Source organism: Streptomyces sp. NBC_00659, from assembly GCF_036226925.1.
Taxonomy (GTDB): Bacteria; Actinomycetota; Actinomycetes; order Streptomycetales; family Streptomycetaceae; genus Streptomyces.
The window spans coordinates 3493176-3514041 of record NZ_CP109031.1 but is presented as its reverse complement, the minus strand read 5'-3'; the positions used below and the strand labels follow the sequence as shown (position 1 = coordinate 3514041).

13 protein-coding genes are annotated in these 20866 nt (G+C 67.9%); 11 read left to right on the top strand and 2 right to left on the bottom strand.

The features are described from left to right. Positions 1-2: 2 nt before the first annotated feature. Entirely contained in the window at positions 3-1286 is a 1284-nt protein-coding gene (locus OG410_RS15170) for a nucleotide sugar dehydrogenase (protein WP_329299623.1), read from the top strand. Positions 1287-1431: 145 nt separating this feature from the next. On the opposite strand, the gene OG410_RS15165 is transcribed toward OG410_RS15170, so the two are convergent. After that, on the bottom strand, positions 1432-2034 hold the full coding sequence (locus OG410_RS15165) for an acyltransferase (protein WP_329299622.1): 603 nt from the start codon (positions 2032-2034) through the stop codon (positions 1432-1434). 659 nt (positions 2035-2693) lie between these two features. Here OG410_RS15165 and OG410_RS15160 point away from each other — a divergent pair. The 4 genes from OG410_RS15160 (at position 2694) to OG410_RS15145 (ending at position 15614) form a co-directional block, all read left to right on the top strand. Next, the gene (locus tag OG410_RS15160; protein ID WP_329299621.1) at positions 2694-4196 is read left to right on the top strand and encodes a VCBS repeat-containing protein; all 1503 of its coding nucleotides are present in this window, start codon (positions 2694-2696) and stop codon (positions 4194-4196) included. 260 nt (positions 4197-4456) lie between these two features. Then, positions 4457-8077 (top strand): LamG domain-containing protein, encoded by a 3621-nt coding sequence (locus OG410_RS15155; protein WP_329299619.1) that lies wholly within the window; start codon positions 4457-4459, stop codon positions 8075-8077. A 145-nt stretch (positions 8078-8222) separates the two neighbouring features. Then, positions 8223-15197, top strand: coding sequence for a polymorphic toxin-type HINT domain-containing protein (locus OG410_RS15150; protein WP_329299618.1), 6975 nt, complete (start codon positions 8223-8225; stop codon positions 15195-15197). Between the two features lie 81 nt (positions 15198-15278). After that, positions 15279-15614 carry a hypothetical protein gene (locus OG410_RS15145; protein ID WP_329299617.1) on the top strand — a complete coding sequence of 112 codons (336 nt, stop codon included), beginning with the start codon at positions 15279-15281 and terminating at the stop codon, positions 15612-15614. A gap of 174 nt (positions 15615-15788) precedes the next feature. Here OG410_RS15145 and OG410_RS15140 read toward each other — a convergent pair whose 3' ends face one another. Next, a complete protein-coding gene (locus OG410_RS15140; RefSeq protein ID WP_329304135.1) occupies positions 15789-15992 on the bottom strand; it encodes a hypothetical protein in 204 nt (67 codons plus the stop codon). An 808-nt stretch (positions 15993-16800) separates the two neighbouring features. Here OG410_RS15140 and OG410_RS15135 point away from each other — a divergent pair. The 6 genes from OG410_RS15135 to obgE all read left to right on the top strand — a co-directional run bounded on the left by OG410_RS15135 (position 16801) and on the right by obgE (position 20428). Then, positions 16801-17070, top strand: a complete 270-nt coding sequence (locus tag OG410_RS15135; RefSeq protein ID WP_329299615.1) for a hypothetical protein — start codon at positions 16801-16803, stop codon at positions 17068-17070. Continuing rightward, complete coding sequence (locus OG410_RS15130; RefSeq protein WP_329299614.1) at positions 17067-17480, top strand: type II toxin-antitoxin system VapC family toxin; 414 nt, start codon at positions 17067-17069, stop codon at positions 17478-17480. Before OG410_RS15135 ends, OG410_RS15130 begins: the two co-directional genes overlap by 4 nt. A 177-nt stretch (positions 17481-17657) precedes the next feature. Further along, positions 17658-17963, top strand: a complete 306-nt coding sequence (locus OG410_RS15125; RefSeq protein ID WP_329304134.1) for an SUKH-3 domain-containing protein — start codon at positions 17658-17660, stop codon at positions 17961-17963. A 211-nt stretch (positions 17964-18174) separates the two neighbouring features. Next, positions 18175-18495, top strand: a complete 321-nt coding sequence (rplU, locus tag OG410_RS15120; RefSeq protein ID WP_164320786.1) for a 50S ribosomal protein L21 — start codon at positions 18175-18177, stop codon at positions 18493-18495. Positions 18496-18511: 16 nt separating this feature from the next. Further along, a complete protein-coding gene (gene rpmA, locus OG410_RS15115; protein ID WP_037618784.1) occupies positions 18512-18766 on the top strand; it encodes a 50S ribosomal protein L27 in 255 nt (84 codons plus the stop codon). A 225-nt stretch (positions 18767-18991) separates the two neighbouring features. After that, positions 18992-20428, top strand: a complete 1437-nt coding sequence (gene obgE, locus OG410_RS15110) for a GTPase ObgE (RefSeq protein WP_329299613.1) — start codon at positions 18992-18994, stop codon at positions 20426-20428. Positions 20429-20866 lie beyond the last annotated feature (438 nt).

Here is a 20866-nt window from a genome sequence, read left to right as displayed (position 1 = left end):
CCATGAACATCTGTGTAGTAGCCCTCGGCAAGATCGGGCTCCCGCTGGCCGTGCAGTTCGCGTCCAAGGGGCACCGGGTCATCGGCGCGGACGTCAACGAGAAGGTCGTCGAGCTGGTCAACGCCGGCACCGAGCCGTTCCCCGGTGAGCACGACCTGGACGTCAAGCTCAAGCAGGCCGTCGACGCCGGGCTCCTGAGCGCGACGACGGACACCGCGGACGCGGTCGCGCAGTCCGAGGCCGTCATCGTGGTCGTCCCGCTGTTCGTGGACGCCGAGGGCACCCCGGACTTCGGCTGGATGGACGCGGCGACGAAGGCGATCGCCAAGGGCCTCAAGCCCGGCACGCTCGTCTCCTACGAGACCACGCTGCCGGTCGGCACCACCCGCACCCGGTGGGCGCCGATGCTGGCCGAGGGCTCCGGCCTGACCGCCGGCGAGGACTTCCACCTGGTGTTCTCCCCGGAGCGGGTCCTCACCGGCCGCGTCTTCTCCGACCTGCGCCGCTACCCCAAGCTGGTCGGCGGCATCGACGAGGCGTCGGCCGCCCGCGGTGTGGAGTTCTACGAGCAGGTCCTCGACTTCGACGAGCGCCCCGACCTGGCGCAGCCGAACGGCGTCTGGGACCTGGGCACCGCCGAGGCCTCCGAGCTCGCCAAGCTCGCCGAGACCACCTACCGCGACGTCAACATCGGCCTGGCCAACCAGTTCGCGCGCTTCGCCGACGGCAACGGCATCGACGTCAAGAAGGTCATCGAGGCCTGCAACTCGCAGCCGTACAGCCACATCCACCAGCCGGGCATCGCCGTCGGCGGCCACTGCATCCCGATCTACCCGCGGATGTACCTGTGGAACGACCCGTCCGCGACCGTCGTCCGCTCCGCCCGTGAGGCGAACGCGGCGATGCCGGAGTACGCCGTGGATCTGCTGGCGGCCGCCTACGGCGACCTGACCGGGGCGAACGTCCTCGTGCTGGGCGCGGCCTACCGCGGCGGCGTCAAGGAGACGGCCTTCTCCGGCGTCTTCCCGACCGTCGAGGCGCTCAAGGCGCGCGGCGCGGTCCCGTTCGTCTCGGACCCGATGTACACGGCCGAGGAGCTGGCGGCACACGGCCTGACCCCGCACGCGGGCGAGAAGGTCACCGCCGCGATCCTCCAGGCCGACCACGCCGAGTACCGCACCCTGACCCCGGCGGACCTGCCGGACGTCACGGTCCTGGTCGACGGACGCCGTACGACCGACGCGGAGGCCTGGAAGGGCGTCCGCCGGGTTGTCATCGGCGGCTGACACCCCACCCGCACGACAAGGGCCCGTCCGGACGTACCGGACGGGCCCTTGTCATGACGTGGAGGGGAAGAGTCAGGGGGAGCAGAACCTCTGGGCCGACGCCTTCCCCGACGAACGGGACGACGTCCAACCGGTTCGCCCGACCTCAGACGTTCCGTTCGACGAGGGTGCCGTCCTTCTCCTCGTAGAGGCTGCCGGTCTGCGGGCACTCCCACACACCGGCCTCGCTCGCGTGCTCGACCAGCTTGACGCCGGCCCTGCCGACCCAGCCGACCCGCCGCGCGGGAACGCCGACGACCAGGGCGAAGTCCGGCACGTCCTTGGTGACGACGGCACCGGCGGCGACCATGGCCCAGCGGCCGATACCGATCGGCGCGACGCAGACCGCGCGGGCACCGATCGAGGCACCGTCGGCGATCTTCACGCCGACGGCCTCCCAGTCACCGCCGCGCTTCTGCTTGCCCTCGGGGTCCACGGAGCGCGGGTTGTGGTCGTTGGTGAGGACCACGGCCGGGCCGATGAAGACACCGTCACCGAGCTCGGCGGGCTCGTAGACGAGCGCGTAGTTCTGCAGCTTGCAGTTGTCGCCCATGCGGACGCCCGAGCCTACGTACGCGCCACGCCCGATGACGCAGCCCTCGCCGAGCCGTGCGCCGTCGCGGATCTGCGCGAGGTCCCAGACGCTGCTTCCGGCGCCGATCTCGGCACTCTCGTCGACCTGCGCGCTGGGCTGGACCCTGTAGTTCACTTCGTTCTCGCTTCTGGGGGTGATGGCTACGCCCGGTGAGCATACGTGTCCCGGGCGGACCGTTCATCTCGCGGGCCGAAGCCGGTGGATCCGGTGGTTCCACCGGCTTCGGCGGAACCACCGGGAGAGACCTCGCGGCCCTGACCCGGGCAGGACGGGTCAGTGCCTCTCACTGTTTCCGGCAAGCCCATGAACCCGTGCTGCAGGCGCGACTGCTTGAACAGGTGGGCGCTGGATGAACGTTTGGTCCCGCGCTTCGGTCTGCCGAGGCGTGCGGCAACTTCGACGATCGTAGCGAATGCAAAGAATGCGAATGGTGCTACCGGGCCGGGTGTCGGGTGCGGAGGTGGGCGGAGCGAGAGGGCGTGCGGGTCACTGTGTGACGCCCCGTCACGGCGGCTGATGCCCGGAACCACGCTTCAAGGATTCGCAACTGGCGCTCCGTCAGTGACCGGGGTGTCGCCCCTGTATACGGCGCGCCATGATCTGTGGGTTACGCGTGTGACTCCTGTGACTCATTTCACGCAACAGGAAACGTTGTCGGTATTGCATGTGCACTTCACGTAAAGAAATGATCTCTTGACCTTCTTTAGGTGTTCTTTAGTTGTGGGAGATCTGTGTCTTACGCAAGGAACACGTGGCGGCACAGCGCTGCCACCGTGTTGACAGGGGCATTGCTCATCTGGGGTGTCGGAACCGGCGGAACACCTGCCGCGGCCGCCGTAGCGTGCCCCTCGGGCATCGAATCGGACTTCAACGGCGACGGAATCAGGGACACGGCGATCGCCGATCCGGAGGCAGCCGTCGACGGTGCGGCGAAGGCGGGCGTCGTGCACGTCGTCTACGGCGGTGGCAAGGGTGCCCTCGCCCTCTCACAGGCCACCGACGGCATACCCGGCACTCCCGAGACGGGAGACCAGTACGGTTCCGCGCTTGCCGTCTACGACGCCGACCTCGACGGGTGCAGCGACCTGGTGGTCGGCGCTCCGTACGAGGACATCGGCACCGCGCCCGACTCCGGACTGGTGCATGTGATCTACGGCGCCACGGCCGGGCTGGGCGCCGGCACCAAGGCCGTCTCGGAGTTCTACCAGGGCAGCGACAAGCCGCTGGGCGGCACCCCGGAGACCGACGACTGGGTCGGCTACGCGGTCGCGGCCGGAAAGACCTCGGCCGGCACGCCCTACCTGCTCATCGGCGCCCCCGGTGAGTCGATCGGCACCATCGAGGACGCGGGCGACTTCTACTACGTGAGCGGCACCGCGTTCACGGTCACCAGCATCAACCAGGACACCGAGACCGGCGGTGCCGTGGCAGGTATCGCGGAACAGGACGACCGCTTCGGCTCCAGCATCGCCGCGACCCCGACCCACTTCGCCGTCGGCACGCCCGGTGAGGCGCTCGACACCGCGACCTTCGCGGGCGGCGTGGCCTACTTCAACCACACCCTCACCTCCGGCTACCCCAAGCCGCTCGGCGGACTCGCCCAGGACCAGGACGCGATCGACGGGGACGGGGAGGTCGGCGACCAGTTCGGCGCGGCGCTCGCCATGGTCCCCTACCGGGCCTCCGGCGCCACCTCCACCACCGAGTCGCTGCTCGTGGTCGGTATCCCCGGCGAGGACCTGAAGACCACCGTCGACGCGGGCGCCGTCCAGGTCTTCAAGCTCGCCGCCAACGGCACCTTCACCGAGACCGCCTGGATCGACCAGAACGGCGCCGACCTGGACCAGAGCGCCGAGGCCGGCGACTTCTTCGGCCGACGGCTCGCCGCCGTCAACACCTCCCCGAACGCCACCTCCACCGGCACGACCACCAGGGTGGCGATCGGCGTGCCCGGCGAGGAGTCGACCGAGGAGAACCCGGAGGTGGGAGGCGTCCAGATCGTCCCGCTGGTCGGCGCGCCCGGTGCCTCCGACCAGTGGATCGACCCCGGGTACGGCATCCCGTCCGCCCCTGCACCCCGCATGCTCACCGGCCTCTCCCTGGCCGCCACCCCCTCCCTGCTGTACGTGGGCGAGCCCTACGGCACGGCCGACGGACAGGCGGTCTACGGCTTCCCGTGGGGTGTCGCCTCGGGCGGGGCGCCGACCCAGACGTTCAAACCCGGTCAGGGTGGCATTCCGGCGACCGGCGTCGCCTTCGGGGCCATTGTTCGCTGACGGTTCGCCGACGACGTCAGGGCGCCGAACGGCGCCCTGCGACGGTCGCCGCAAGAGGCGGGCGGGCGGTGCCGTACTGCCCGCCCGTCCTCCCGCACGCATCCCGATTTCCACAGCTCGGGGCAGCGGGGGCACCGCGCCCGGCGCGACCGGTCGCTGACGACACGTCAACTACTCCGCGCATCAGCACACTTTGCCGGACCTGGCTTTCCGGCAACCGGACTTTCGACACAGACATGAACCGACTGGAGAGTGGACGCGTGTCCGCAGACAGACACAGACCGATACGGCGGCGCATGGTGCGTGCCGCCGCTGCGGCGGCCGTCACCGGAGCGGTGGTGGCGGGCACCCTGGCGGTCCTGCCGGGCAACGGTGGTGGTCAGGCGCAGGCGCCGGTCGCCGCCGACCAGCCGATGCAGACCGAGCAGCAGGCCATGGCCGCTGCGCAGGACAGCGGCAAGAAGACCGAGGTCGTCGGACTGCGCACGGAGCGCAGGGAGATCTTCGCCGAGCCCGACGGCACCTTCACGGCTCGCGAGTACACCGAGCCCGTCCGCACGGTCCAGGGCGGCAAGTGGGTCGACATCGACGCGACGCTCGTGAAGCGTTCCGACGGCAGCTGGGGCCCCAAGGCCGCCACCGTCGACCTGGCCTTCTCCGCCGGGCAGGCCGGCAAGCCCTTCGTGACCATGCAGCGGGCGGGCCGCGAGTTCGCGCTGACCTGGCCGTACGGCAAGCTGCCCGCGCCGGCGGTCGACGGGGACACCGCCACCTACGTGGACGCCCTGCCCGGCGTCGACCTGACCGTCCGGGCCGAGGCCGACGGCTTCGGCCACCTGCTGGTGGTCAAGACGCCCGAGGCTGCGGCCGACCCGAAGCTGGCCAGGCTCGACCTGGGCATGACCACCGACGGCCTGAAGGTCGCGGAGAACGCCTCCGGCGCGATCGTCGCGGAGGACGCCGAGGTCGGCGGCACCGTCTTCGAGGCGGGCAAGCCGGCGATGTGGGACTCGGCCGCCGTCAAGGAGGCCACCGCCAGGAAGCAGGGCCCGAAGGCCGTCGCGAAGGCACTGACCGCCGCAGCCGCGGGGGCGACCGGGACCACGGCGGCCCCCGCCGCCGCCCTCGAAGGCCCCGGCGGCGGCGGGCACGTCGCCCCGCTGGACGTCGAGGTGGGCAAGGGCAAGCTGAGCCTGGTCCCCGACCAGACGCTCCTCAAGGGCGAGGACACGGTCTTCCCCGTCGTCATCGACCCGATCCAGCACACCACTTCGCGTGCCGCCTGGACCGGCGTCATGTCGGGGATGCCGAGCGAGCAGGACTGGAAGTACTCGGGCAGCGCGGGCGTCGGCAAGTGCCCCACCGACTACAACCCGGTCTCCTGCAACGGGGTCGGTACCCGGCGCGTGATGTTCACGATGCCGCTGTCCTTCTACAAGGGGAAGCAGATCCTCGGCGCGACCTTCTCCGCGCGGGTCGAGTTCATCTACAGCGCCACCCCGACCGCGGAGCCCATCCAGCTCTACCGGATCGGCGGCCAGAACTACAACGTCACGTCGTCCAGCAACTGGTCCAACACCTCGGACGACTGGGACGACTACCTCCAGACCGTCGACAAGGCGATCTCCCCGACCTCCTGCTCCAGCGATGCCAACCTGCACTTCGAGAGCGGTGCGACCGGTGAGCTGACCAGTGAGGTCAAGACGGCCGCCGCGGGTGGCTGGAACTCGATGACGCTGGGTCTGCGCGCGGCCGACGAGTCCCGCTTCGCCGAGTGGAAGCGGATCTGCGGCAACGCGTACCTGTCGATCAAGTACAACAACCTGCCGCGGCAGATCAAGACGTCCGACATGTCGACCGACCCCGGTGGCGTGTGCAAGTGGGGCACGAGCCGTGCCTACGTCGACACTCCGCCGAAGCTGCGGGCCATCGCGAGCGACCCCGACCACGGCAACGGCCAGACCGACAAGGTGAAGGTCGAGTTCAAGATCGAGTGGGGCGGGACCACCCCGGGCTCGTACACCTACATCACGAAGGACGCGCTCTCCCCGACGGCCAGCACGAGGTTCGAGCACACCGTCAAGTCGTCCATCCCGCAGAACACCGTCATCTATTGGAGCGCACGCGCCAACGACGGTGACGGCAACGGACCGTGGAGCTCGGAGGGGGACACCCCCCAGCGCTGCGAGTTCATCTACGACAAGACGTGGCCGGGCAAGCCGCTCGTGAAGTCGGATCAGTACCCGTCGGACACCGTCTACCACGACGGCGTCGGTACGTACGGCACCTTCACCTTCTCGCCCAACCCGAACGACTCCATCCCGGACACCGATGTCATCAAGTACCAGTACTCCTTCGACGGTGCGGCGCTGAGCACCCTCACCCCGACCACCGGGGGCGGTTCCGTCACCACGCCGCCGTGGGTGCCGACCCGCGCCGGACGGCATGTGCTCGAGGTGATCGCCATCGACAAGGCGACACACGCCAGCAGCAACTCCTACGACTTCCTGGTGGCCGAGGGCGCCCCGGCCGTCGGCCAGTGGAACCTCGCCGACAAGGCGGTCGGCGAAGTGCACGAAGCGCACGACGAGAGCGGCGACTACTCCGCGACCGCCGGCAGCGCCGTCGGCTTCGGCGTGGACGGCCCCGGCGGCAAGGCCGACAAGGCCGCCCACTTCGACGGCACCGCCGAGTCCTACCTCGACGTCAGCGAGAGTGTCCTCGACACCACCAAGAGCTTCAGCGTCAGCGCCTGGGTGCGGCCCACCGCGCTGGACAAGAACATGGCGGTGATCAGCCAGGACGGTACCGGTGAGCCCGGCTTCTTCCTCGGCTATGACGCGTCCGCGCAGACCTGGAAGTTCTCCGTCCCGGTCAACGACGTGGACTCGCTCGGCGAGTGGAAGGCAGTCTCCAGCGGAATCTCCGTGGTCAAGGACCAGTGGGTGCTGCTGACCGGTGTGTACGACGCGCAGAAGACCGGCGGCCCGCAGCTCCAGCTCTACATCAACAAGGATCTCAAGGGCTCCGTGGCGCGGCGCTCCACCTGGAAGTCGTACGGACCGCTGCAGATCGGCCGTGCCACGGCCAAGAGCGGCTACCGCGACAACTTCACCGGTGACCTCGCCGAGGTCCGGGTCTTCAAGCGGGTCCTCACGGCGGCCGAGGTCTCCGAGCTGATGACCGTCAAGCCCACTCGCAAGGGCTACTGGCAGCTCGACGACGCCACCAGCGGCGCTTCCGCCGAGACCGGCGGCGGCCAGGCGCTGACCCTGGCGGGCAATGCCTCCGTCTACCGCCCGGCCGACCTGTTCGACAATGCGCCCCTGGTCGGCGACGGCAACCTGGTGCTGGACGGCGACGGGGACTACGCGTCCACCGCCACCGCCCCGGTCACCGGCAACAGCAGCTTCACCGTGACCGTCCGCGCCCAGCTCACCTCGCTGGACCCGGTGAAGTCGCAGACGGTGCTGTCCCTGCCGGGCGCCAACGCCAACCGCGTCCAGGTCCGCTACCAGGCGGCCACCGGCCAGTGGGAACTGGCCGTCGCGAAGACCGACGCTGCCGCGGCCGAGGTCGTCACCTTCACCAACGACCACGAACTGCCCGACACCGGCGGCTCCGGCCAGCACCTGGCGGTCGTCTACGACGCCTTCTCCAACTCGATCCGGCTGTACGTGGAGGGCGAGCTCGTCGCCGGCGCCTACGGCACGGACAACACCCTGTGGCCCGCCACCGGCGGCCTCCAGGTGGGCCGTTCGCTGCGCGGGGCGAGCGAGTACTTCGCCGGCGCGATCGACGAGGTCCGCGTCTACAGCGGCGCCGCCGACCAGATCGCGGTGCAGCTGATGTCCAGCCTGACAGCGACCCCCGACATGTGACGATCCATCACAAATGATGTGTGCCGGGCCCGTTGAGGGCCCGGCACACCTGCTCCGTCCCCCTTTTTCCTCTTTCTCTCATGATGTTCTCTTACTCTCAGGAAGTTGCCGAATGTTCATGCGTGGCCGCTCACTGAGCCGCCGCATGCCCAGACAGACGGTTGTCGCGACAGTGCTCGGGCTCACGCTCGCGCTGTCCGCTTCGTCTGTCCAGGCATCGGTGCTCGACGATGGCGATCGGGGCCGCATCGGCCGCCCCGGCGTCCGGGACGACGGGGATCCCGCCAAGGGGTCCGACGCGAAAGCGAAGTCCCGTCCCTCCGACCCGGCGCGCAAGGCCGCGGTCAAGGGGCTGGACAAGGCGGTGTGGCCGAAGCAGGGCGGCGCCGATGTGACAGTGGGCGCGGCCGGCGCGACCGAGACCGGCGGCCTGCCGGTCAAGGTCGGCAAGGCGCTCAAGGCATCTAAAGCGTCCAAGGCGTCCAAGGCGTCCAAGGCCGCGAAGGGTGCTGCGGCGGCCGACGCGACCGGGGCCGTCGACAAGGTGCGTGTAGACGTCCTCGATCCGAAGCGCGCGGCGAAGCTCGGTGCCGGCGTCCTTCTGGGCGTGGAGCGTGCCGATGGCGAGGACGCGGCCGCGAAGGTGCGTCTCACGGTGGACTATTCGGAGTTCGCCGAGGGTTTCGGCGGCTCCTATGCCTCGCGTCTGCAGTTGGTGCAGCTCCCGGCGTGTGCCGTGGTCGCGACTCCGGGCAGCAAGGCCTGCCCCGAGCAGCCGAAGGTGCTGCCGACGGTGAACGACGTCGAGTCGGGCACGGTCTCCGCCGATGTGACGGCCGCCCCGGCTCCCGCCGACGGCGTCTCGACGATGGCGGGCACCGCGACCTCCCTCGTGGCGGTGGCCGCGGGTCCGTCGAGCGCGCAGGGCACGTACAAGGCGACCGCCCTGTCCCCGTCCGCGAGCTGGAGCGTCGCCCCTTCCTCCGGCGGGTTCAGCTGGAATTACCCGCTGAAATCCGTTCCGACCCCGGGTGGCCTGACGCCGACCGTGGGCCTCGGCTACTCCTCCCAGTCGGCGGACGGCCGCACCTCGGCCACCAACAACCAGGGCTCCTGGATCGGCGAGGGCTTCTCCTACGACCCGGGCTACATCGAGCGCCGCTACAAGCCGTGCTCCGATGACGGCCATGACGGCTCGGCCGAGCAGTGCTGGGCGTTCGAGAACGCCACGGTCATGCTCGACGGTTCGTCCGGTGAGCTGGTCAAGGACGACACGACCGGCAAGTGGCACCTGTCGTCCGACAGCGGTGCGAAGGTCGAGCGGCTGACGGGCGCCACCAACGGTGACGACGGCAGCTCGGGCGACAAGGGCGAGCACTGGAAGATCACGACTTCGGAGGGCACGGAGTACTACTTCGGCCTGAACCGGCTGCCGGGCTGGGCGACGGGGAACGAGGAGACCAACTCCACCTGGACGACTCCGGTCTTCGGTGACGACTCCGGTGAGCCCTGCTACAACGCGACGTTCACCAGCGCGTACTGCCAGCAGGCGTGGCGCTGGAGCCTGGACTACGTCAAGGACACGCACGGCAACGTGATGTCCTACTTCTACGACCGTGAGACGAACTACTACGCGCTGAACGGCAAGACGGACGTCAACGGCACGGCGTACCACCGTGGCGGCTGGCTGAAGCGCATCGACTACGGTCAGCAGGACACCAAGGTCTACGCGGCGAAGGCTCCGGCCCGGATCGTGTTCAACACCGCCGAACGCTGCCTGACCACCTCCGACTTCGACTGCGCGGAGAGCAAGCGGACCAAGGCGAACGCCTCCTACTGGCCGGACGTGCCGGTCGACCAGGAGTGCAAGTCCGCCACCAAGTGCACGTCGCCGGTGCCGACCTTCTTCACCACCAAGCGGCTGACGTCGGTCGTCACGCAGATGCGCAAGGACGCCACCAACTACCAGGACGTGGACGCCTGGACGTTCACGCACCTGTTCACGGACAACGGCGACGATTCCAAGACGCTGTGGCTGTCGAAGATCGACCACGAGGGCCGCGTCGGCACGGCGGTGAAGCTGCCGTCGGTGGACCTCTTCGGTGAGCAGCTCGCCAACCGCGTCGACGCGATCGGCGACAATATCGCGCCCTTCTACCGCTATCGGCTGTCGATGGTGCTCAGTGACACCGGCGCGCAGCTCGACGTCACCTACGCGCCGGCCGACTGTGCGAAGGCGTCGCTGCCCAGGCCGGGGGAGTCGACCAAGCGCTGTTACCCCGTGAAGTGGGCCCCGCCGGGTTACATCGAGCCGATCACGGACTGGTTCCACAAGTACGTCGTCTCGGCGGTCATCGAGACCGACCGCACCGGTGGCAGTGACTCGATGGTCACGCGCTACGACTACCAGGGTGACGCCGCCTGGCGTAAGGCGAAGCCGGACGGCATCACCGATGAGAAGTACCTCACCTGGGGCGGCTGGCAGGGCTACGGCAAGGTCAAGGTCACCAGCGGCTCGTCCGACAAGCAGACCACGCGCGTCGACTACACGTTCATGCAGGGGATGGACGGTGACAAGGACGCCGACGGCAACACCCGCTCGGTGACCGTGAAGGACTCCACCGGGGCGTCCTACACGGACGACGAGGAGTTCACCGGCCACCAGTTGGAGGCGGCGACCTACGACGGAAGCAAGCTCGTCTCCAAGACCATAGACGTGCCCTGGAAGCACTACACGGCAACGCAGACGAAGAGCTGGGGCACCACCCACTCCGCGATCGTCAAGCCTCAGGTGGCCCGCGGCTTCAGCCTGAAGTCCGACGGGACCTGGAACGAGACGAAGTCCACGAGGACGTACGACACGGACAACGGCACCGGCCGCGTCCTGACCGTCGACGACCTCGGAGACGTCTCCACGGCCACGGACGACACCTGCACCCGCACCACGTACGCGGACAACACGGCGAAGAACATGCTGTCGCTGCCCGCGCGCAGCGAGGTCGTGTCGGTGAAGTGCGCGACGACGCCCGACCGCAAGACTCAGGTCCTGGGGGACGAGCGCACCTCGTACGACCTCGGCGCGTTCGGCGCGGCGCCCACGAAGGGTGACGCGACCAAGACCGAGCGGTTGACCTCGCACGACGGCACCACGGCGACCTACCAGGTCACCGGTTCCACGACCTACGACGGCTTCGGCCGCCCGGCGACCCAGCAGGACGCCAAGCAGTACGGGACGGCGGACCAGACCAAGACGGTCTACGCCGAGACCAACGGCCTGCTGTCGAGGACGACGGTCACCAACGCGCTGGGCCACAACACGATCACCGACTACGCCCAGGCGTGGGGTATGTCGACGGGGCAGACCGACCCCAACGGCAAGAGGACGGACCTCGCCTATGACGCGCTGGGCCGTCTGACGTCGGTGTGGCTGCCGGACCGGGCGTCGACCCAGACGCCGAGCATCAAGTATTCGTACAACGTCCGCAAGGACAAGGTCACCTCGATCAAGACGGAGAAGATCGAGAACGACGGCAGCTACGGCGCCGAGTACCAGCTCTACGACAGCATGCTGCGGGCCCGCCAGATCCAGACGGAGGGTCCGGACGGCACTCGCATGGTCGCCGACACCTGGTACGACGCGACCGGAAACGTGCGGAAGACCAACTCGACCTACAACGCGGCCGATGCCGCCTCGGACGAGCTGCTGCTGGTGAGCAACGGCCAGGTCGGTGCGCAGAGTCTGCAGGAGTACGACGGTCTGGGCCGTGTCACCGCGGAGATCTTCGCGGTCTCGGGCGCGGAGCAGTGGCGCAGCACGACGACCTACGACGGTGAACTGACGCATGTCGACCCGCCGGTGGGCGGTGTGCCCACGACCACGATCACGGACGCCCAGGGCAATGCCTCGGAGGTCCGGCACTACCGCGGCGCCTCGCCGGGTGTGGGGGTGCCGTACGACTCGACGAAGTACACGTACAACAAGGCCGGTCTGCTGGAGACGGTCACCGACGCCAAGAGCAACGTGTGGCGCTACGAGTACGACCAGCTGGGCCGCAAGACCAAGTCGGTCGACCCCGATGCGGGCACCTCGCGTACCGAGTACGACGAACTCGACCGCCCGGTCGTGGAGTACGACGGCCGCAACAAACAGACCTCCACGGTGTACGACAAGCTCGGGCGTGTGCTCACGACCTGGCAGGGGGGCGCCGGTACCGGTACGAAGCTGAGCGAGAACAAGTACGACAAGGCGGGCTGGCTGGGCCAGCTCTACGGCACGCTGAGCTACACCTCCGCGACGGAGTACTTCGCCACGGCCGTCCAGTCGATGGACTCGCTCTACCGCCCGCTGCAGACCGCCTACCAAGTCCCGGCCTCCCAGGGTTCGCTGGCCGGAACGTACGCCTTCACCACCACGTACAACTCGGACGGAACGGTCCGGACCACCGGCATGCCCGCCACGGGCGACCTGCCGGCGGAGAGCCTGACCTACACGTACGACGCCCTGCAGCGTCCGACGACGATGACGGGCAGTGCCAACTCGTACGTCACCAACACCGTCTACTCCAGGACCAGCCAGCTGCAGCAGCTGGAACTGTCCACGGGCAGCGGCAAGAAGGTGGGGCAGGAGTTCTTCTACGAGAAGGGCACCGACCGGCTGACTCGTTCGACGGTCGGCGTCTACGGCACGACCGCCCCCGCGAAGGACTCCCGGTACTCCTACGACCAGGCGGGCAACGTCCTGTCGATCGCGGACACGGCCAACACGGCCGTACCGGACGTGCAGTGCTTCGCCTACGACAGCCGTCAGCGTCTGTCGGACGCCTGGACCCCGGCGGCCACCGAGGCGACCGCGGCCGGCTCGGGCACCCGCGGCTCCACCGAACCGGTGAACGGCACCGGCCCCGCGGCCTGTGACTCCGCCGCCGGGTCGAGCCCGCTGGGCGGTCCGGCCCCGTACTGGAAGTCGTACGAGACCGACGCCATCGGCAACCGCGTCTCCGAGACCCACCACGACACCGCTCTGAACGCGGCGAACAACATCACCCGCAGTTACGAGTACGGCGGCGCGGGCGCCCTCGGCGACGGACCGCACCAGGTCACCAAGGTCACCGAGAAGACCCCGACCGGCGACAAGCAGTCGACGTACGAGTACGACGACGCCGGCAACACCACCAAGCGCACCATCGGCGGCAACGCACAGGCCCTCCTCTGGAACGACCAGGGCAAGGTCGGCGAGGTCACCGAGGCGAGCGGCTCCAAGACCAGTTACGTGTACGACGCCTCCGGCAACCGTCTCGTGCGCAAGGACCCGACCGGTACGACGGTCTATCTCCCGGGCACGGAGCTGAAGCTGTCGGCGGACGGCACCAAGAAGGAGGCCACCCGCTACTACAGTTACGCGGGCCAGACCATCGCGGTCCGTACGGCGGCGAAGCTTTCCTTCACCGCCTCCGACCACCACGGCACGGGCGAGCTGGCCATCAACTCCGCCACCGGCGCGGTCACCCAGCGCCGCTTCGACCCCTTCGGTGTCGACCGCGGCGACAAGACCGGTGTCTGGCCGGGGGAGAAGGGGTTTGTCGGTGGCACGATCGACGCCTCGACCGGCCTGACACACCTCGGAGCGCGTGAGTACGACCCGGGGATCGGCAAATTCATGTCGGTCGACCCGGTCATCGACTACACCCAGCCGCAACAGATCAACGGCTACAACTACGCCAACAACTCGCCGGTCACGGAGTCCGACCCGAGCGGACTGACGTCGACATCGTGCGGCCTCTTCGCGGGAATCAGCTGCCCAGGCGTAGGCGGCTGCGAACCGTTGTGCAATGCCGACGAGCAAGGGGCCAAGGACGCGCAGGACAAGGTTGCCGACGCCGAGCGCCAGCAGTCCTCCGCCAAGAAGCGCATCACGTCCGCGGGCAAGATACTCATCAAGATCGCCCGGGACATCCTGGGCGTGGACGCGGCTCTGGACTGTATATCCAGCGGTGACCTAGGAGCCTGCGGCGAGACCCTGCTCAACATCGCCGGCAGCTTCGCGGGCGGTCTCGCGGGCAAGATCATGGCCAAGTACGGCGCCCCGTGGAAGTGGGCCAAGGGCCTCAAGCTCGTCAAGCGTGTCACCGGACTGGTCAAGGACCTGATCGGCGGCGCGACGGCCTACTTCAAGGCGAGCAAGACGCTGGGCAAGGCGAGAATCGGCGCAGCCAAGGCCATGGAGAAACTGGCGGAAGCCAGGGCGAAGGCAGCGGCGGCCCTCAAGAGAGGTAAGACTTCCTGCAAGAATCCCCATAGTTTCCTGCCCGGCACCAAAGTCCTGCTTGCCAATGGCAAGACCAAGCCGATCGAAAAGATCCGGCTCGGCGACAAGGTCAAGGTGACCGACCCGAAGCGTGGCGGGACGGCGGTCCGTGAGGTCGTCGGCACGATCGTCACCGAGGACGACAAGCACTTCGTCGACCTGACGGTCAAGAAGAAGTCCGGTAAAGACGAGAACCTGGTCTCCACCACGACCCACCCGTTCTGGTCCGATTCCGAGCAGGCCTGGATCGAGGCCGGTGACCTGAAGCCGGGCATGCGCCTGCACGCGGTGAACGGCGACACGGTCGAACTCGCCGCCGTCCGATCCTTCGACAAGCGTCAGCGCACGCACGACCTGACGGTCGAGAGTGTCCATACGTACTATGTGCTGGCGGGGGCTACGCCGGTTCTCGTTCACAATTGCGGCGAGGTGGCGGTTGACACGAATGCTGTGACGGATGCCTTGTCCGGTGCAAAGACTGCTGAAGTAGACGCCGCCTTGGCGGGGCGTGCCCCGGTGCTTTCGCCGACTGCCCATCGTGAACTACTCGAAGGTGGACACTCGGCAGACTCCATTGGTAGCTGGCTGTCGGAGCGAGGGGGGCGCATGGGACCGGCTTCCACCAGTGAAGGCGTCGCCTCCTTGCAGGCTAGTCTCAGGGGCATGTGGAAGGGTAAGTCATTCAATCCGATGATTGCCGACGACGATGCTTCGGTCTTGCATTCGGCGATACAGGATGGATTGTCAATCATTACAAATGACAAGAGATTCTATAAGAATATCGAAAGGCTCGGGTATTCGAGTGAGCGATATTAGTTGATCGCATTTGTGGGTGCCCCGCTTGCTAGCTTGCGGGGCACCCTCGACCAGGTAAACGGGCTGGTAGAAGGTGGCTGTATGCGTGAAGGTGAACTCGAAGAGATCGAGGAGTTGTGCTCTGCAGCCACTCCGGCGCCTTGGTTCGTCAGAACCTTGGATGATGACTCCGCCATGAATCTTGTGGCGGTGAGCACGGTTCCCGATACTGGCGCTGCCGAGAGGTGGCCGAATTTTGATCATCGAGACATGATTGCCGCAACGTTGGTTCAGCATCCGCGATACGTTGATTCTGCCGACGAACGCTGGGACGAAAATGCGGCCTTCATTGTAATGGCGCGGGAGGTTGTGCCGCGCCTTGTGGATGAGGTTAGACGCCTTCGATCCCTACTTGCGAGTAGAGAGAATGATCAATGATGAGGAATTTCGATTTCTTGGTTGATCGTGGACGAGTCTGAATTCTATCTTCTCGTCGACCTGAGGCGCACTGACGGCTAACCGTAATGTGTGCAAGAAAGTAGCCCCGCCGGTTTTCCGGAGGGGCTACTGCGACTTTTCAGGGCGGTCTGACGGCAGTAGTTGAAGGAAACGTCAGCGGACGGGGATCGCGCAGAGCGATGGGTCGTCGCCGTCGTCGGGCTGGCCAGTGGTCTCGGCGGGGTTGCGGATGGCGTGGTCGAGGAGGTTGATGGCGTCACACTGGAGTCGGACGTGGGCGTAGACGGTGGCGGTGGCGCCGATGTGGGCGTGGCCCAGCAGTTCTTTGATGACGACGAGTTCGATGCCCTGCTCCAGTAGCAGGGTGGCCGTTGAGTGACATAGGTCGTGGAAGCGGATGCGCCGGAGCCCGGCCTAGCGGAGCAGGGCTTGGAAGGTGCGTGTGAGTTGGTCTGCTCGATCGGCTGGCCAGTGGTTGGTGAAGACGTAGGCGGTATCGGGCCAGGTTCCGTCGGCTGCGCGTTCGGTGTCCCGCCTCTCCTGGTGCAGCTTCAGGGAGCCGATGCACGCAGCAGGGAGGTCGATGCGTTGCTCGGAGGAGCAGGTATTGACGGGGAGCGGGGCGAGACCCTCGCCGGTAGGCGTTGGAGGGTGCGGCGGATGAGGGTGGTCCATCTCGCCGATGCGCCCGCCACGGGCCCTGCGCCAGCAGATGCTGGTTGCTGCAGTGCCCGTGTGCGGAGGGACGCCCCGTCGTCCCTCCCACCGTCAAGCCATCCACGCGCGCCCACCCCCGATCACCGACAGCGAACCGAGGCCGAGAGACCCGTATGGATTCCTCCGAGACGATCACCGTGACCAGTTCCGAGACCCTGCGCGTTCGGGTGTCGGTGGCTGGGGCGGGGGCCGAGGGCACCTTGAGCCGCCCACTCGGTACGGCTCCTGCGCCGACGGCATTCCGGAGGCTGCGGGATGGAAACGCGGCCAGGGGCAAGCCCACCCGTTCGCGGGCGAGCGTATGGCCCCCGGAACGCGGCCGGCCCCACGCCGGGCAGGACCCCGACCCAATGTCCCTCCTCAACCCTGCTGTGGGTATCCGACGGGCCCCGGAATGGGAGGTCAAAGAGCCAGGACAGCCAGAGCAGTACCGTGCCAGACTTGACCTATGACGGCAGCACACGACTTCGAAGACCTGCGCTACGCGCTGGAGCACCTCAACCCGCAGCAGGCGCGGCGACTGCGGCTGATCATCAGCCAGGACGAGGAACTCGCCGAAGTCCTTCCTCACCGAGAGTCAGTAGAGGACGAGCAGGCCGTTCCCGACGATCTCCTCGCGCTGATCGGTTCCGTCGACACCGGACGGACCGACGCCGCCGAGCGGCACGACGACTACATCCGAGAGCGGATGCGGCAACGATATCCGCGCTCCGTATGACGACCACCACTGTCTTCGATACCGGTCCGATCGTTGCGGCGCTGGATCGGCGAGACAACCGTCACGCCGAGTGCGCCCAGTTCCTCGCCACCACCACCGGCCGCCGCCTGCTGCCCAGTCCCGTCATGACCGAGGTCTGCTGGATCTTCGAGACCTGGCCGCATATCGAGGCATCCTTCCTCGACCTCGTCGCACGCGGCCGCTTCGAACTCGTCCACCCCACCACCGAGGACATTGAGCGGATGAGCGAACTGGTCCGCCAGTACGCAGACTTCCCACTCGGCGCGGTCGACGCCTCAGTGATCGCCATCGCGGAGCGCTACGGCATCGACCGCGTCGCGACCATCGACCGTCGGCACTTCACCGTCGTCAAGCCGAAACACGTATCCGCACTCACGCTGCTGCCGTAGATCACGGTTGACGGCGCCCAGGGCGACAACCACGGTGGATGCGGCTTGGTGGAATGCCTCACGCAGGCCTTGCAAGCGCCGACCAGGATCCCACGGGAGCCTCCGCGGCCGCCGTGAGAAGGCGGGCCAGGGCCAACAAGAACTTCCAAGTGGGCATCGGTCCGTGCGACAACTGCCCTGATGGAGTTCGGCGGTCTGTTGGTCGACGTCAGCGGGCCCGGTGTCAGCTGCGCGCGGGAGCCGTTCGAGATCGATCCCGAACTGGCCGTTGGGGAGGAGTACAGGTTCGCGGACTTGTCGGAGCGTTCCGGCCGCCGGTTCCTTCCGCTGGGCGAGGCCGGGACGGAGTTCTTCCTGGCGATCGACGAAGACGGCGTCCTGTACCTTCTCGCCGCCTGGGTGTTCCGTCTGGGACCCTCGGACGAAGCGCTGGAGAACCTGATCAGGGGTGTGAAGGCGGAGAAGCTGCGGCTTTCCGGCTGAACGCACGGCCCTGAAGCCCCGGAGCCCGGTTTGACCCCTCAAGCCGGGCCCCGTAACCTGGATCGTCGGCATGTCGAATGACCTGCCACATCCCCGTAAACCTCTTCCTCCCGGTCGCTTCGGTTGCCGTAGTGGCTGGGAGAGGCTCGCCCGTGTTCGTTACCGGGCGGCTGGACTGCGGGGTCCCGTTCCGAGCGAAAGAGAGATCCGCGTGTACGCCATCGTGCGCAGCGGTGGTCGCCAGCACAAGGTTGCTGTCGGCGACATCGTTGAGGTTGACAAGATTCCCACCGCCAAGGTTGGCGACACGGTCGAGCTCTCGACCCTGCTCGTTGTCGACGGCGAAGCCGTGACGAGCGACCCCTGGGTCCTCGCGGGCATCAAGGTCCAGGCCGAGATCGTGGACCACCACAAGGGCGTCAAGATCGACATCCTTCGCTACAAGAACAAGACCGGCTACCGCCGTCGTCAGGGCCACCGCCAGCAGTACACGGCGATCAAGGTCACTGAGATCCCCGCGGCTGCGAAGTAAGGGTAGGGACTGAGACATGGCACACAAGAAGGGCGCATCGTCCACTCGGAACGGTCGCGACTCCAACGCTCAGCGGCTCGGTGTGAAGCGCTTCGGCGGTCAGACCGTCAACGCCGGTGAGATCCTGGTCCGCCAGCGTGGCACCCACTTCCACCCCGGCGTCAGTGTCGGCCGTGGCAAGGACGACACGCTGTTCGCGCTGGCCGCCGGTGCGGTCGAGTTCGGCACGCACCGTGGCCGCAAGGTCGTGAACATCGTTCCGGTCGCCTGATCGAGTCCCGTCGAGGCTGATCCGGTTCCACGCGGACCGGGTCGGGTGCCTCGGGGCCCAGGCTCCGTAGAACAGAGTTCCTCGCGAGGCGGACCTCACTTCCCCCACGGGAAGAGGGTCCGCCTTTCGCGTGTTACGCAAGAGACATTCCCGTACGTACTGAAGTATCCGAAGTACGTACGCACTGAAGTAACCGATGTAACCGAAGTGCTGGAGGCACCCCACATGACCACCTTCGTGGACCGCGTCGAGCTGCACGTCGCCGCGGGTAGCGGAGGTCACGGCTGTGCCTCCGTACACCGGGAGAAGTTCAAGCCGCTCGGCGGCCCGGACGGCGGCAACGGTGGCCGTGGCGGTGACGTGATCCTGGTCGTCGACCAGTCCGTCACCACGCTGCTCGACTATCACCACTCACCGCACCGCAAGGCGACCAGCGGCAAGCCCGGCGAGGGCGGCAACCGTTCCGGCAAGGACGGCCAGGACCTCGTCCTGCCCGTGCCGGACGGCACGGTCGTGCTCGACAAGGCGGGCAACATCCTCGCCGACCTCGTCGGACAGGGCACCACGTACGTCGCCGCCGAGGGCGGCCGCGGCGGCCTCGGCAACGCGGCGCTGTCCTCGGCCCGCCGCAAGGCGCCCGGCTTCGCGCTGCTCGGCGTGCCCGGAGGCATGCAGGACATCGTCCTGGAGCTGAAGACCGTCGCCGACGTGGCGCTCGTCGGCTACCCGAGCGCCGGCAAGTCCTCGCTCATCTCGGTCCTGTCCGCGGCCAAGCCGAAGATCGCGGACTACCCCTTCACGACCCTCGTCCCGAACCTGGGCGTGGTGACGGCGGGCGAGACCGTCTACACCATCGCGGACGTGCCCGGCCTCATCCCCGGCGCCAGCCAGGGCAAGGGCCTCGGCCTGGAGTTCCTGCGTCACGTCGAGCGGTGCAGCGTGCTCGTCCACATCCTGGACACGGCCACCCTCGAATCCGAGCGCGACCCGATCTCCGACCTCGACATCATCGAGGAGGAGCTGAAGCAGTACGGCGGCCTGGACAAGCGTCCGCGCATGGTCGTCCTCAACAAGATCGACGTGCCGGACGGCAAGGACCTCGCGGAGATGGTCCGCCCCGACCTGGAAAGCCGCGGCTACCGCGTCTTCGAGGTGTCCGCGGTCGCCCACATGGGCCTGAAGGAGCTGTCCTTCGCGCTCGCCGAGATGGTCGCCGCCGCGCGTGCCGCGAAGCCCAAGGAGGAGGCGACCCGGATCGTCATCCGCCCGAAGGCGGTCGACGACGCCGGCTTCACCGTGGTGCAGGAGGAGGACGGCCTCTTCCGCGTGCGCGGCGAGAAGCCCGAACGCTGGGTCCGCCAGACCGACTTCAACAACGACGAGGCCGTCGGCTACCTCGCCGACCGCCTCAACCGTCTCGGTGTCGAGGCGCAGCTGATGAAGGTGGGCGCCCGCTCGGGCGACGGCGTCGCCATCGGCCCCGAGGAGAACGCGGTCGTCTTCGACTGGGAGCCGACGGTCATGGCCGGTGCGGAGATGCTCGGCCGCCGTGGCGAGGACCACCGCCTCGAGGAGCCTCGCCCCGCCGCCCAGCGCCGCCGCGACAAGCAGGCGGAGCGGGACGAGTCGCAGAAGGAGTACGACGACTTCGAGCCGTTCTAGGCGACCGGCCGACCCTGGCCGGGAGATGTGACGGGCGCGGAGAGGATCTTCCTCTCCGCGCCCGTTCCGCGTTCCGGGCCGCCGGAGCGGACGTGCCCCGAGCCGACGTGCCCGGGGTCCGCACGACCGAGGCCACGCCCGCCGGTCGCCGTCGCGATCACCCGGCGCCGGCCCGTGCGGGTGCCGTCGTTCCCCGTCCTTCCCGTCCCCTTCGGGCGCGGCCCCGTGCGGGTGCCGCGATTCCCCGCCGCTTCGGCCGACCCGGTGGCCTTCGGCGCAGCCGTTCCCTTCCGCCCCGGAGTCCCAGGGGCGGGCCGACTCCGTCGATGAGGCCGGGCCGCCGGGGAGTTTCCGGCGGAGTCCGCTGAAGGAACGTCAAAACCCCTTGCCGCGGCGAGTCGTTCGTTGCTCGTGCATTTGTCATGCCTATGATGCGTT